This window comes from Microbacterium azadirachtae, from assembly GCF_000956545.1.
Classification (GTDB): Bacteria; Actinomycetota; Actinomycetes; order Actinomycetales; family Microbacteriaceae; genus Microbacterium; species Microbacterium azadirachtae.
The window spans coordinates 1-13,299 of record NZ_JYIT01000085.1; the positions used below are offsets into that span (position 1 = coordinate 1).

Sequence of the window (13,299 nt, forward strand, 5' to 3'; positions counted from 1 at the left end):
GCCCACGCCGGTGACGGCGACGGATGCGAGGTCGACACCGGGTCCGACTCGCTGTACGTGACGCCGCTGGTGCGTCGCCTCGCCGCCGAGAAGGGCGTCGACCTCGCATCCGTCGCCGGCACCGGCGTGGGCGGCCGCATCCGCAAGGAGGACGTGCTGAACGCTGCCGCCGCTCCGGCTGCGACCGCTGCGCCCGCCGCCGTTGCGGCTGCGCCGAAGGAGCGCGTGATCTCGCCGCTGCGCGGGACCACGCAGCCGATGTCGCGTCTGCGCAAGGTTCTGGCCGAGCGGGCCGTCGCCTCGATGCAGCAGACCGCGCAGCTGACCACGGTCGTCGAGGTCGATGTCACGAAGCTCGCCGCCTACCGCGATGAGGTCAAGGGCTCGTTCCAGCAGAAGACCGGCGACAAGCTGTCCTTCCTGCCGTTCTTCGCCCTGGCCGCTGCCGATGCGTGCGAGCACGGCACCGACGGCGATGGTCTCGTCCTCGGCGGCCACGATCTCCTGCAGGGTGCCCGCAACGGGCGAGGGGATCTCGGTGTCGACCTTGTCGGTGGAGATCTCGAGCAGCGGCTCGTCGACGGCCACGTCATCGCCGACCTGCTTCAGCCAGCGGGTGACCGTGCCCTCCGTCACGCTCTCGCCCAGCTCGGGCAGGCGCACGTCGGTCGCGTCGGACGAGGCGGAGGCGGGCGCGGGGGCTGCGGCCTCGGCGGCGGGCGCCTCGGCAGCGGGAGCCTCCGCGGCCGGAGCAGCGGCGGGCTCAGCGGCCTCGGCGGCCGGAGCGGCAGGCGCGGACGTGCCGGAGCCGTCGCCGATGCGTGCGAGGATCGCGCCGATCTCGACCGTGTCGTCCTCGGCGACGAGGATCTCCTCGATCACGCCGCTGACGGGGGACGGGATCTCGGTGTCGACCTTGTCGGTCGAGATCTCGAGCAGTCCCTCGTCGGCCTGAACGGTGTCGCCGACCTGCTTGAGCCAACGGGTCACCGTGCCCTCGGTGACGCTCTCTCCGAGGGCGGGAAGGACCACGGGTGTGCTCATGACGGAGTCTCCTTAAGGAAGTACGTGATGGTGATCAGCTTAGTGGGCAACACGGGGTTCAGCCCAGCCTTGATTTCCACGATGTGCAAGAAAGTTTTCACAATGCGTGAAGTGGTTTGCCCGCAAGAGCGAGGAAGGCCTCGCCCAGCGCCTCGCTCTGCGTCGGGTGCGCGTGGATCAACGGGGCGATGTCCTCGGGGTGGGCCTCCCAGCTCACGGCGAGCTGGCCCTCGGTGATGAGCTCTCCGACGCGGTCGCCGAGAAGATGAACACCGAGCACCGGGCCGTCCTTGAGGCGGACGACCTTCACGAGTCCACCCGTGCCGATGATCTCGCTCTTGCCGTTGCCGGCGAGGTTGTACTCGTAGGAGACGACGCTGTCGGCGCCGTGCTCCGCGACGGCCGCGGCCTCGGTGACGCCGACCGAGGCGACCTCCGGGCTGCAGTACGTGACGCGGGGGACCTGCGCATCCGGGATCACCGCCGGAGCGAGACCCGCGATGCGCTCGGCCGCGGCGATGCCCTGCAGGAAGCCGCGATGGGCGAGCTGGAGCCCCGGGACGATGTCGCCCACGGCCCAGACGTGCGCGACGTTCGTGCGCAGCTCGGGATCCGTCAGCACGAATCCGCGCTCCATCTGCACTCCGGCCTCCTCGAATCCGAGGCCGGCCGTGGCGGGGCCGCGGCCGACGGCCACGAGCAGGTAATCGGCCTCGTACGAGGTGCCGTTCTCCAGCGTGACGGTGACGGCATCGGCGGTCTGGGTCGCACTCGCGAACCGCACCCCGAGCGAATACGCGATGCCGCGGCGGCGGAACGCGCGCTCGAGGCCCTTGCTGAGAGCGATGTCCTCGTTCGGTGCGAGATGGTCGAGCGCCTCGACGATCGTGACCTCGGCGCCGAACGAGCGCCAGACGCTCGCGAACTCCACGCCGATCACGCCGCCGCCGAGGATCACCACGCGCTGCGGCACCTCCTCGAGCGCCAGAGCCTGCTCGCTCGTGAGGATCCGCCCGCCGATCTCGAGCCCGGGAAGGCTGCGGCTGTACGAGCCGGTCGCCAGGACCACGTCGGCGCCGGCGTAGACGTCCTCGCCGACGGCCACCGTGCGGTCGGCGAGGAGCGTGCCCTCGCCGTGGACGACCGTGATGCCGCGGGCCTTGATGAGCCCCTCGAGGCCCTTGTACTTCTTCGCGACGATCCCCTCGCGATAGGCGCGGACGCCGGCGGGGTCGATGCCGTCGAACGAAGCGCCCACGCCGTACTTCGCGGCGTCGCGCACGTTCTCCGCGATCTCGGCGGAGTGCAGCAGCGCCTTGGTGGGGATGCAGCCGCGGTGCAGGCAGGTCCCGCCCACCTTGTCCTTCTCGATCAGGACGACGGACTTCCCGAGCTCGGCGGAGCGCAGCGCCGCGGCGTAGCCGCCGCTGCCGCCGCCCAGGATCACGACGTCGGCGCTGTGCGCGGTCATGCGCGGCCTCCCTTCGCGCGGGTCTCGGCGAAGGCGATCAGAGTGCGGACGATCGCACCCGTCGCGCCCTTGTCGGTGAAGCCATAGGGGGCGCCCTTGTGCTCGGACGAGCCGGCGATGTCCAGATGCGCCCACGGGATCCGCGGGGCGTCGTCCTCGTCCGACACGCGCCCGACCATCCGCCGCAGGAACAGGCCGGCGAAGAGCGAGCCGCCGGCCGGGTCGCCGATCTTCGCGTTCACCATGTCGGCGATCGGCGACTTCAGCTCCTCCTCCATGTGCTCGGGCAGCGGCATCGGCCACGCGGCCTCGCCGGTCGCGGCGGCCGCGGCCAGCACCTCCTGGACGGTGTCGTCGTCGCCGAACACACCCGTGTGGCGCATGCCGAGCGCGACGATGATGGCGCCGGTGAGCGTCGCGACGTCGAGGATCACGTCCGGGTGCTCCCGGCTGGCCGCGACGAGTCCGTCCGCGAGGACGAGGCGGCCCTCCGCATCGGTGTTGAGCACCTCCACGGTCTGCCCGTCGGCGAAGCGCAGCACGTCGCCCGGCCGGATCGCCGTGCCGGACGGCATGTTGTCCGCGATGCACAGCCAGGCCGTGACGCGGATCGGCAGGCCGAGCGCGGCGACGGCCTTGGTCGCGGCGAGGATGCTCGCGGCGCCCGCCATGTCGGTCTTCATGCCGACCATGCTGGCCGGCGGCTTGAGCGAGAGACCGCCGGTGTCGAACGTGATGCCCTTGCCGACGAGGGCGATGTGCCCGGTCGCGTCGGCGGGGGAGTAGTCCAGGCGCACCAGACGCGGCGGTCGGGCGGAGCCCTGACCGACTCCGAGGATGCCTCCGAACCCCCCGGCGGCGAGCGCCTGCTCGTCCAGCACCTCGACGGAGACGTCCAGGCCGGCCACCGCATCGCCGGCGCGCGCGGCGAGGTCGGCGGGTCCCAGCCATTCGGCGGGCGTGGTGACCAGGTCGCGGGTGAGCGCCACGGCCTCGGCGAGGGCCGTGGCGTGCGCGACGTCCTCTGCGGAGAGCTCGGCGTGCAGGACGACGGCGCTCGCGCGCTTCTGCTTCTCGCCCGAGCGGTAGTCGTCGAAGCGGTAGCCGCCGAGCAGCGCGCCCTCCGCAGCCGCGCTCGCGAATCCGGCGACGGCGTCGGCGAGGAGGACGGACACCCGGTCGAACCCGGTCAGCGTGCGCAGCGCGGCTCCCGCGGCCTCGCGGACGCTGCTCGCATCGGGAGCGGCGCCGGCGCTCACCACGGCGACCGGGACGCCGGCGATCTCGGGAGCCGGGATGCGCGCATATGCGCCCGCCTTTCCCGTGAAGCCCACCGCGGTCAGCGCCGCGTGCGTGGAGGAGAACGGGGACAGGTCTTCCGGGGTGTCCGTGAGACCGGCGACGACGAGCACGACCGCATCTGCGTTCGTGTCCGCCGGAGCGCCTGTGAAGAGCTCGAGCGCAGGTGACGTCATGATCTCCATCCTAGATTCGGACGGCGCACGGCGGAGCGGACGCGGCGCGCGCGTGTTCGCTCTCAGCGCTCTGCGGATCCTCGGCGCGGAGCGGCTCGTAGCATGGAGTCATGCCCATCTCCGGAGAGATCCACGAACGCGTCGCCCGTGCCGGCGGCGTGCCGTCCGGCCTGCCTCTGGTCATCCTGCTGACCGGGTTCACCGACGCCGGATCCGCGGTGTCGGGGCTCATCGACCATCTCGGCGAGACCACCGCGCCCGAGCCGGTGCTCGTCTTCGACAACGACGTGCTGCTGGACTACCGTGCGCGGCGGCCGGTGCTGACGTTCGACCAGGACCACATCGCGGATCTCAAGCCCGCGCGGCTGGAGCTCTCGCTCGCGCACGACGCGCTGGCCCGCCCGTTCCTGCTGCTGGCGGGCTACGAACCCGACTTCGCCTGGAACGCCTTCGCGGACGTCGTGCTCGACTTCGCGGCGGAGTTCGAGGTGTCGACCGTGACCTGGGTGCACTCGATCGCGATGCCGGTGCCGCACACGCGCCCGATCGGCGTGACCGTCAGCGGCAACCGCGCGGAGCTCATCGCGGCGCACTCGGTATGGCGTCCGCGGACCCAGGTCCCGGGCACGGTCGGGCACCTCCTGGAGTACCGCTTCGTGCGGGCGGAGCGGAGCGTCGCGAGTTTCGTGCTGCTGATTCCGCACTACCTCGCCGACACGGAGTACCCCGATGCGGTGCTGACCGCCGCAGAGAAGGTCATGGCGGCGACGGGCCTTGTACTGCTGACCGACGACCTGCGAGACCGGCGCGCGTCGTACCTCGAGCGCGTGGACGACCAGGTGCGCGACAACGAGGAGCTCGGCCAGATGGTGAGCACGCTCGAGCATCGCTACGACGCGTACATGGCGGGCCTCGACGTCGAGGACGACGGGCCGGCGGAGTTCGACGAGCGCTCGCTGCCCAGTGCCGATGAGCTCGCTGCGGAGCTGGAGCGGTTCCTGGCGTCGCGTCCCAGCGGCGACGAGGACAAGAACGGCCGCATCTGACCTTCTGCGGGAAGGTTCCCACGAGGAACCGGCGAGGATCGGCGCGGATCTGCGGATCCGGCCTCGTCGGCGGCAGAGTGTGCGATACTTATCTGACGACCCGTTGTCAAGACCCTCTGCACCGTTGAGGACTTGACAAGGGTCTTACTAGTGCCCGAAACGGCACAGGCCGATCAAGCCGACAGGCTGAAGGAACACAGGGCGCCCGCGCAGCGCCCCGTTGAGAGGCGAGACGTGACGACTGCCACGAAGAAGAACACCCGCACGAAGACCGAGGCCACCGAGCCCGAGGAGGTCGCGGCGAACGCCGACGGCACCGCGGAGCAGGCCGCCCCGACGAAGGCGGCGGCGAAGAAGCCGGCTGCGAAGAAGTCGACCAGGGCGAAGAAGGACGCCGTCGAGGAGACCGCGTCCGAGGACGCGCCCGCCGAGGTCGCCGACGACAGCGACGAGGAGGAGGGCGCCAAGCCCGCCTTCGCCGAGCCGCTGCCCACCGGAGCCATCCGCATCAGTTCGACGGACGAGGACGATGTCCCCGTCTACTCGACCCAGATCACCGGCGCCACCGCCGACCCGGTCAAGGACTACCTCAAGCAGATCGGAAAGGTCGCGCTGCTGAACGCGGCCGAAGAGGTCGAGCTCGCGATGCGGATCGAGGCCGGTCTGTTCGCCGAGGAGAAGCTGTCGGCGATGTCCGCGGCGGAGAAGACCAGCCAGCTCGGGCTCGACCTGCAGTGGGTCGCCCGTGACGGCCAGCGTGCGAAGAGCCACCTGCTGGGCGCGAACCTGCGCCTCGTGGTCTCGCTCGCCAAGCGCTACACGGGCCGCGGCATGCAGTTCCTGGATCTGATCCAGGAGGGCAACCTCGGTCTCATCCGTGCGGTGGAGAAGTTCGACTACACCAAGGGCTTCAAGTTCTCGACCTATGCGACGTGGTGGATCCGTCAGGCGATCACCCGCGCGATGGCCGACCAGGCCCGCACGATCCGCATCCCGGTGCACATGGTCGAGGTCATCAACAAGCTCGCCCGCGTGCAGCGTCAGATGCTGCAGGACCTGGGCCGCGAGCCCACGCCGGAAGAGCTGAGCCGCGAGCTCGACATGACGCCGGAGAAGGTCATCGAGGTGCAGAAGTACGGGCGTGAGCCCATCTCGCTGCACACGCCTCTGGGTGAGGACGGAGACAGCGAGTTCGGAGACCTCATCGAGGACACCGAGGCCGTGGTCCCGGCCGACGCGGTCGGCTTCACGATGCTGCAGCGTCAGCTCGAGCAGCTGCTCGACTCGCTGTCGGAGCGCGAGGCGGGCGTCATCCGCATGCGCTTCGGCCTCGGTGACGGGCAGCCCAAGACGCTCGACCAGATCGGCGACACGTTCGGCGTGACCCGCGAGCGGATCCGGCAGATCGAGTCCAAGACGATGGCGAAGCTGCGCCACCCGAGCCGTTCGCAGTCGCTGCGGGACTACCTCGAGTGAGCGCGGAGGCGAAGCCGAACGACGGCAAGAACCTCGACATCTCCGTCGAGGGCACACGCTGGCTGCGGATCCCGATCCGGACGAAGGTCGTCATGCCGGGCGACGTGCTCGCCGACGTCGTGAGCGAGTACGCCGCGGGTGAGGTGAAGGAGGGCGACCTTCTCTTCATCACCGAGAAGATCGTCGGCATCACGCAGGGGCGCTCGTTCCTGCTCGAGGAGATCCATCCGCGCCGGCTCGCGCACTTCCTGTCGAAGTACGTGACGCGCACGCCCTACGGCATCGGGCTCGGCATGCCCGAGACCATGGAGATGGCGCTGCGCGAGTGCGGCACCCCGCGCATCCTGCTGGCCGCAGCGGTGTCCGCCGTGACCAAGGCCTTCGGCCGTCGCGGCGACTTCTACCGGATCGCCGGCGAGAAGGCGCGCGCGATCGACGGGCCGACCGAAGGCACCATGCCGCCCTACGACCGGTCGGTGGTGCTCGGGCCCGCGCGTCCGCGCGAGGTCGCCCACGAGATGCAGGCGCTGCTCGGCGGCGTCTGCGACGTGGCCGTGGTGGACATCAACGACCTCGGCGGCAACATCCTCGGATCCACGCTCGACAAAGCCGAGGAGAAGCGGCTCGTCGCGATCCTCAAGGACAATCCGCTCGGCCAGGGCACGGAGTCCACGCCCATGGGCATCATCCGCCCGGCCTGACCGTGTGAACACGAAGAAGCCCGCCCCGTCACGACGACGGGGCGGGCTTCTTCCTGCGCCCGGCGCTCAGAACTTGATCGCGGCCTGGTAGCGCGGCTTGTGCCCGGTGCGGATGCCCGACACGCTCGGCTTGTTCTCGTAGACGCCGGCGCCCCAGTTGCCCTCCACGAGCACCGGTCCGTCGGGACCCACCACGATGTCCCAGCCGACGTACTGGACCTGCGGCACGACGCGGGCCACCTGGTCGACGAACGCCTTGACCTCGTCGATCAGCGGGAGCTGGAAGTCGGCGATGCGGAAGCCCGAGTCGGGGTGCAGCTCGTGGACGTGTCCGTGCGAGTCGTAGCCGGCGCTCACCGCGTGGCCGTCGTCGTCGAGCATCGTGTAGAAGCCGCCGAACGACATCTGGTCGCTGACCTCGCCGCGCCCGAACTTCTGCGCCATCGCGAGGATGTGCGTCTTCTCCCCGTCGAAGAACGCGGTCACGCGCGTGGTGTTGACCGTGCCGGGGCAGACGGCGGCGAGGTCCGGGTGCTGCCGGATGACCTCCTCGACGAGGAGGCGTCCCTTCCCGAGGAGCTCGGCGTGGAACGCCTCCCAGTCCGTGATGTCGGCGGCGTGGTAGCGGAACACGCCCGATCCGGCCTGGCCCATCGGGGTCTTCACGATCACCGTGCCCTGACGCTGGACGAAGTCGCGCAGCTCGTCGGCGTTGCCGGGCTTCACGACCATCCACTCACGGCGCAGGAACTCGCTGAACTTCTCGTCGAACTCGATCTTGTCGTGGAACAGGTGCCGGAAGTCGGGGTGCGCATAGCGCTCCGAGATCTGGTTCGACACCGGGTGCGTCATGTACGTCGCACGCTCCGCGCGGTTCAGGATCGCGAAGTCGTAGTCGATGTAGTCCTGGAAGCCGACGTTGTGCCGGCCGGCCGACCAGAGCATGTCCACCACGACGGCCGGGACGGCCTTTCCGTGCTGCGCCGAGGCCTTCTTCGCGCGCTCGATCACCGAGCCGACGTTGATGCGACGGGCGCGCTCGGCGAGATAGCCGAGACGGGACTTGAGGCCGAGGCCGTTCGAGGGCATGCGTACTCCGGGTCGAGGGTCGTGGAACCGGTCCATTCTAGGCGGCGATGCTCCGAGCCTCCCGGGACGGCCGGTCCCGAAGGGGGTTCGCGCGTCGCGCCGGTAGGGTGAGACGGTGACCGCCCCGCCTCCTGCCTCCCCCTCGCGGAGCGCGATGCTCCGGGCTTTCGTCTCGCGCTCGGCCCTCGCGTCCGGGGCGGTCCGTGCCGTCGCCGCCGGGGGAGCGGGCATCGCCGACCTCCGCCGCGACGCCTGGGGGCACGGCCTGATCGAGGCCGCCCGTGTCGCGACCGCCGCGGGTGCGCGCGCCGTGCGGGTGGACGGCGAACCCGAGGTGGCGCTGCTCGCCGCCGAGGGCATCACGGCGACGTGCGACGAGGCCGCGGACCTGGATCCGCGGCTCCTCTACGGTCTCCCCGATGTGGAGGGCGCGCTCACGGGTGCTCCCGCGATGCGGGTCGTGGGCCGGGTGCTGTCCACGAAGGACATCGCCGCCGGGGCCGGCGTGTCCTACGGCTACATCCATCGGGCGCCGGTCGACTCACGACTCGCCCTGGTCACGGGCGGCTACGCCCAGGGCGTCGTCCGAGCGCTCGGGAGCAGCGCGTCGGTCGAGATCGACGGCGTCGTGCACCCGATCGTCGGCCGGATCGCGATGGACGTGTGCGTGGTCGACATCGGCGATGCCGACGTGGAGCCGTCCGCCGAGGTCACCTACTTCGGGGGCACAGGGCCGCTCGCCGCGGGGCTCGCGCACTGGTCGCAGGTCACGGGAATGACTGCGGGCGAGCTCGTCGCGGTCGTGGGACAGCGGACGGAGCGCACATGGGTGGCGTGACGGGACCGGTGCTGCGGGCCGATGCCACGGTGCTGCGGGCGAACATCGCGGCGGTGACCGCGCGGGTCGCGCCGGCTGAGCTGATGATCGTCGTGAAGGACGACGGCTACGGCCTCGGCGCCGCCTGGGCTGCGCGGGTCGCTGTCGATGCGGGCGTGCGCTGGATCGGCAGCTACGACATCCCGACCGCGATCCAGCTGCGCGCCGAGATCGGCGACGGTCCTCGTCTGTTCGCCTGGGTGACGTCGACCGACGACGAGATCGCCGCCGCGCTGCACGCCCATGTCGACCTCGGCGTCGGCAGCCTCGACTACCTCGAGCGCGTGATCGTGCAGGCGGACGCCAGCGGATTCCGCGCCCGGATCCACCTCAAGATCGACACCGGGCTGCACCGCAACGGCCTGTCGGCCGCGGAGTGGGACGAGGGCGTGCGCATCGCGCTCGATGCCCAGCACCGCGGCATGATCGACCTGGTCGGCGCCTGGAGCCATCTCGCCGAGGCCAGCGACGCGGAGGACGACGCTGCGCAGGCGCGCTTCCTCGCCGCCGTCGCGCGTGCAGAGGAGCTCGGCGCGGTGCTCCCGCACCAGCACCTGACCGCCTCGGCCGCTACCTGGGAGCGCCCCGAGCTGCGCGGAACGCTCGTACGCGTGGGAGCCTTCTGCTTCGGCGTGCGCTCTGCGGGCGGTCCGGATCTGCCGGGGATCGCCCCGGCAGCCGAGCTGCTCGCGCCGGTGACGCGCATCGAGGGCGACGTCGCGGTGATCGCCGTCGGATCGTTCGACGGACTGCCCAGCACCCTCGCCGGGCGAATCAGGGTCGGCACGCCGGCCGGCCCCCGGCCACTGCGCGACATCGGCATCGACGAGATGCGGCTCGAGGCCTGGGACAGTGCAGCACCGGGGGACGAGGTGCTGCTTTTCGGGCGCGGCCGCTGCGGCGAGGAGACGCCCACGACCCTCGCCGAGGCGATCGGCACGGTCGGCGAGGAGATCCTCTGCCGGCTGACGCCCCACGTGCACCGCGAGTACCGCTGACGCGACTGGTCCAGACGACGAAAGCGCCCGATGCCGCAGGGCATCGGGCGCTCCAGTCTGTGTGCGGTCGGCGGCCGGCAGGCTGCTGACGGTCCGGCTCGGACGGCTCAGCGCCGTCGTCCGGATCTTGGGGGCTACTCGCTGAGACGCGACGTCTCGTCGTGCCAGCTCGTGGCCACCGGTCGCAGCTTCTCCTCGTACTTGCGTGCGTGATGCGCGCAGTACAGGAGCTCCGAGCCATTCACCTCGACGGCGACGTATGCCTGCGCGCCGCAGGCGTCGCATCTGTCCATCGCCGTGAGGCGGGGGATGACCGTACCGGCGTCTCTTTCCGTGGTCGCGTTCATCTCGGTGCCTCCTTGGTGTTTCGGGTCCGCTTGAGGTGTGCTCAATACAACCACGCAGAGCTGGGAGTCATGCCCGAGAGACGGCGTGTTTCGCTCAGCGCGTACGCAGAGGGTCGCAAGCCCGTCACGACAAGGAGTGTCGCCGGATCCGTGTCGGGTCCTCTCGATACGATGGGGGATTGTGACAGCCGAGTACTCCGCCCATCACCTCCAGGTCCTCGAGGGTCTCGAAGCCGTCCGCAAGCGGCCCGGGATGTACATCGGCTCGAACGGCTCTCCGGGCCTCATGCACTGCCTGTGGGAGATCATCGACAACGCGGTCGACGAGGCCGTGGCCGGCAACGGCACGCGCATCGATGTCCTGCTCCACGAGGACGGCAGCGTCGAGGTGCGCGACCGCGGTCGAGGTGTCCCGGTCGACGTCGAGCCCCGCACGGGACTCACCGGCGTGGAGGTCGTCTACACCAAGCTGCACGCCGGCGGGAAGTTCGGCGGCGGCTCCTACGCCGCCTCCGGCGGTCTGCACGGCGTCGGCGCTTCCGTCGTCAACGCCCTCTCGGAGCGCCTCGACGTCGAGGTCGACCGCAACGGCAAGACCTATGCGATGTCGTTCCACCGCGGCGAGCCCGGCACGTTCGCCGACGACGGCGCGCCGCGGGCGGACGCCCCCTTCACGCCGTTCGAGGACCGCAGCGAGCTGCGCGTGATCGGGAAGGTCGCGAAGGGCGTCACGGGAACCCGCGTGCGCTACTGGGCCGACCGTCAGATCTTCACCAAGGACGCCGCGTTCCAGCTCCCCGAGCTCGAGACGCGGGCGCGGCAGACCGCCTTCCTGGTGCCGGGGCTGGAGATCGTCGTGCGCGACGAGCGCGGCGCGGCGGGAACCGCCGAGGACGGCGCCGCGCCGGCGGCGAACGAGACCAGCTACCACTACGAGGGCGGGATCAGCGAGTTCGTCGAGTACCTCGCCACCGATGCGCCGGTCACCGACACCTGGCGGCTGCAGGGATCGGGCGGATTCACCGAGACGGTGCCGGTGCTGCAGGCCGACGGGTCGATGAAGGCCACCGAGGTGCACCGCGAGTGCGCGGTCGACATCGCGCTGCGGTGGGGCACCGGGTACGAGACGGCACTGCGCTCCTTCGTGAACATCATCTCGACCCCCAAGGGCGGCACGCACCAGCAGGGATTCGAGCAGGAGCTCCTGAAGACCCTCCGCGCGCAGGTCGAGCAGAACGCCCGCCGTCTCAAGGTCGGCAATGACAAGCTCGAGAAGGACGACGTGCTGGCCGGCCTGACCGCCGTGCTCACCGTGACGGTGCCCGAGCCGCAGTTCGAGGGGCAGACCAAGGAGGTGCTCGGCACGCCCGCGGTGCGCACGATCGTCGCCCAGGTGGTGCGCAAGGCGCTCGGCGAACGGTTCTCGTCGACCAAGCGCGACGACAAGAACCAGGCGTCGATGCTTCTGGACAAGATCGTCGCCGAGATGAAGGCCCGCGTCTCGGCGCGCGCCCACAAGGAGACCCAGCGCCGCAAGAACGCGCTGGAGTCCTCGTCCCTCCCGGCCAAGCTCGTCGACTGCCGCTCCACGGACGTCGCGCAGACCGAGCTGTTCATCGTGGAGGGCGACTCCGCGCTCGGCACCGCCAAGCACGCCCGCACCAGCGAGTACCAGGCGCTTCTGCCGATCCGGGGCAAGATCCTCAACGTGCAGAAGGCGTCCGTCAGCGACATGCTGTCGAACGTCGAATGCGCCTCGATCATCCAGGTGATCGGCGCCGGATCCGGCCGCTCGTTCGACCTCTCGACGGCGCGCTACGGCAAGATCATCCTGATGAGCGACGCCGACGTCGACGGCGCGCACATCCGCACGCTGCTGCTCACCCTGTTCTACCGCTACATGCGGCCGCTCATCGAGGACGGACGGGTCTTCGCCGCCGTGCCGCCCCTGCATCGCGTGATCGTGATGAACCCCGGATCCAAGCCCAACGAGACGATCTACACCTACAGCGAGGGCGAGCTGCACGCGCTGCTGGCCAAGCTGCGCAAGCAGAACAAGCGCTGGCACGAGCCGATCCAGCGGTACAAGGGTCTCGGTGAGATGGATGCGGAGCAGCTGGCGTCGACCACGATGGACCGCTCGGGTCGTCTCCTGCGCCGTGTGCGCATGGAGGACGTGGAGGCCGCAGGGCGCGTCTTCGAGCTGCTGATGGGCAATGAGGTCGCGCCGCGTCGCGAGTTCATCATCGACTCCTCGGACCGGCTGGCCCGCGAGGCCATCGACGCCTGATGAGCCCGGTGTCGGAGGGCTTCGCGCTGCGGGCCGCGATGCCCGAGGACGTCGATCTCGTCGCCGCGCTCAAGGAGCGAGTGCTGCGCCGCGACCTGGAACCGCTGGTCGGGTGGGATCCCGACCGCTCCCGCGCCCGCGTCGTCGAGCACTTCTCGACCGCGCACACGCGCATGATCCTCGTCGACGACGCGGTCGCCGGCACGATCACGCTGCGTCCGGAACGGGAGGCGGTGTGGCTGGAGATGTTCTACCTCGACGCCGCGTACCAGGGACGGGGGATCGGCACCGCGGTGCTCCGCGCTGTGCTGGCCGAGACGCGCGAGCGCGAGCTGCGGCTGCAGGTGCTCGTCGGATCCGCCGCGCGGCGGCTCTACGAACGTCACGGCTTCGCCTGCGAGCACGAGGACGGCGTCGACGTCTGGATGCGTCGCGCTCCGGGCGGGTCGGGCGCGGCGGCGACGCCGGCTTGACAGACTGAGACG

Annotated in this window: 11 protein-coding genes and 2 pseudogenes; 8 read left to right on the forward strand and 5 right to left on the reverse strand. The window is 70.5% G+C overall.

Annotation, left to right across the window (positions count from 1 at the left end; translation table 11 throughout):
- Positions 1-69: 69 nt before the first annotated feature.
- A pseudogene (locus RL72_RS19620) lies at positions 70-399 on the forward strand (E3 binding domain-containing protein); the annotation flags it as partial.
- Positions 400-438: 39 nt separating this feature from the next.
- Here RL72_RS19620 and RL72_RS16075 read toward each other — a convergent pair.
- The 3 genes and pseudogenes from RL72_RS16075 to RL72_RS16085 form a co-directional block, all read right to left on the reverse strand.
- A pseudogene (locus tag RL72_RS16075) lies at positions 439-1,044 on the reverse strand (biotin/lipoyl-containing protein); the annotation flags it as partial.
- Positions 1,045-1,141: 97 nt separating this feature from the next.
- Positions 1,142-2,515: a dihydrolipoyl dehydrogenase gene (gene lpdA, locus RL72_RS16080; protein ID WP_045251900.1), complete on the reverse strand. Its 1,374-nt coding sequence runs from the start codon at positions 2,513-2,515 to the stop codon at positions 1,142-1,144.
- Positions 2,512-3,990, reverse strand: a complete 1,479-nt coding sequence (locus tag RL72_RS16085) for a leucyl aminopeptidase (protein WP_045252138.1) — start codon at positions 3,988-3,990, stop codon at positions 2,512-2,514. The genes lpdA and RL72_RS16085 overlap by 4 nt, the downstream gene beginning before the upstream one ends.
- 110 nt (positions 3,991-4,100) lie before the next feature.
- Between RL72_RS16085 and RL72_RS16090 the strand changes: the two genes are divergently transcribed.
- The 3 genes from RL72_RS16090 to RL72_RS16100 all read left to right on the forward strand — a co-directional run bounded on the left by RL72_RS16090 (position 4,101) and on the right by RL72_RS16100 (position 7,213).
- Complete coding sequence (locus RL72_RS16090; protein ID WP_045251901.1) at positions 4,101-5,036, forward strand: proteasome assembly chaperone family protein; 936 nt, start codon at positions 4,101-4,103, stop codon at positions 5,034-5,036.
- 186 nt (positions 5,037-5,222) lie between these two features.
- Positions 5,223-6,512 (forward strand): RNA polymerase sigma factor, encoded by a 1,290-nt coding sequence (locus RL72_RS16095; RefSeq protein WP_248700515.1) that lies wholly within the window; start codon positions 5,223-5,225, stop codon positions 6,510-6,512.
- Positions 6,509-7,213, forward strand: coding sequence for a coenzyme F420-0:L-glutamate ligase (locus tag RL72_RS16100; RefSeq protein ID WP_045251903.1), 705 nt, complete (start codon positions 6,509-6,511; stop codon positions 7,211-7,213). Before RL72_RS16095 ends, RL72_RS16100 begins: the two co-directional genes overlap by 4 nt.
- Before the next feature lie 66 nt (positions 7,214-7,279).
- Here RL72_RS16100 and RL72_RS16105 read toward each other — a convergent pair whose 3' ends face one another.
- On the reverse strand, positions 7,280-8,302 hold the full coding sequence (locus RL72_RS16105) for a sugar-transfer associated ATP-grasp domain-containing protein (RefSeq protein WP_045251904.1): 1,023 nt from the start codon (positions 8,300-8,302) through the stop codon (positions 7,280-7,282).
- A 115-nt stretch (positions 8,303-8,417) separates the two neighbouring features.
- On the opposite strand from RL72_RS16105, the gene RL72_RS16110 reads away from it, so the two are divergent.
- Positions 8,418-9,140 carry an alanine racemase gene (locus RL72_RS16110; RefSeq protein WP_248700503.1) on the forward strand — a complete coding sequence of 241 codons (723 nt, stop codon included), beginning with the start codon at positions 8,418-8,420 and terminating at the stop codon, positions 9,138-9,140.
- On the forward strand, positions 9,128-10,177 hold the full coding sequence (locus tag RL72_RS16115; protein WP_045251905.1) for an alanine racemase: 1,050 nt from the start codon (positions 9,128-9,130) through the stop codon (positions 10,175-10,177). Before RL72_RS16110 ends, RL72_RS16115 begins: the two co-directional genes overlap by 13 nt.
- 134 nt (positions 10,178-10,311) lie before the next feature.
- Here RL72_RS16115 and RL72_RS16120 read toward each other — a convergent pair whose 3' ends face one another.
- A complete protein-coding gene (locus RL72_RS16120) occupies positions 10,312-10,524 on the reverse strand; it encodes a DUF7455 domain-containing protein (RefSeq protein WP_045251906.1) in 213 nt (70 codons plus the stop codon).
- Between the two features lie 181 nt (positions 10,525-10,705).
- On the opposite strand from RL72_RS16120, the gene RL72_RS16125 reads away from it, so the two are divergent.
- Positions 10,706-12,814 (forward strand): DNA gyrase/topoisomerase IV subunit B, encoded by a 2,109-nt coding sequence (locus tag RL72_RS16125; protein WP_082072461.1) that lies wholly within the window; start codon positions 10,706-10,708, stop codon positions 12,812-12,814.
- Positions 12,814-13,287, forward strand: a complete 474-nt coding sequence (locus RL72_RS16130) for a GNAT family N-acetyltransferase (protein WP_045251907.1) — start codon at positions 12,814-12,816, stop codon at positions 13,285-13,287. Before RL72_RS16125 ends, RL72_RS16130 begins: the two co-directional genes overlap by 1 nt.
- Positions 13,288-13,299: the final 12 nt, after the last annotated feature.

Excerpts from the sequence above, each read along its gene's own strand:
- lpdA (WP_045251900.1), bottom strand. The coding sequence starts at position 2,515 with ATGACCGCGCACAGCGCCGACGTCGTGATCCTGGGCGGCGGCAGCGGC.
- RL72_RS16085 (WP_045252138.1), bottom strand. The coding sequence starts at position 3,990 with ATGACGTCACCTGCGCTCGAGCTCTTCACAGGCGCTCCGGCGGACACG.
- RL72_RS16090 (WP_045251901.1), top strand. The coding sequence starts at position 4,101 with ATGCCCATCTCCGGAGAGATCCACGAACGCGTCGCCCGTGCCGGCGGC.
- RL72_RS16105 (WP_045251904.1), bottom strand. The coding sequence starts at position 8,302 with ATGCCCTCGAACGGCCTCGGCCTCAAGTCCCGTCTCGGCTATCTCGCC.
- RL72_RS16115 (WP_045251905.1), top strand. The coding sequence starts at position 9,128 with ATGGGTGGCGTGACGGGACCGGTGCTGCGGGCCGATGCCACGGTGCTG.
- RL72_RS16120 (WP_045251906.1), bottom strand. The coding sequence starts at position 10,524 with ATGAACGCGACCACGGAAAGAGACGCCGGTACGGTCATCCCCCGCCTC.
- RL72_RS16130 (WP_045251907.1), top strand. The coding sequence starts at position 12,814 with ATGAGCCCGGTGTCGGAGGGCTTCGCGCTGCGGGCCGCGATGCCCGAG.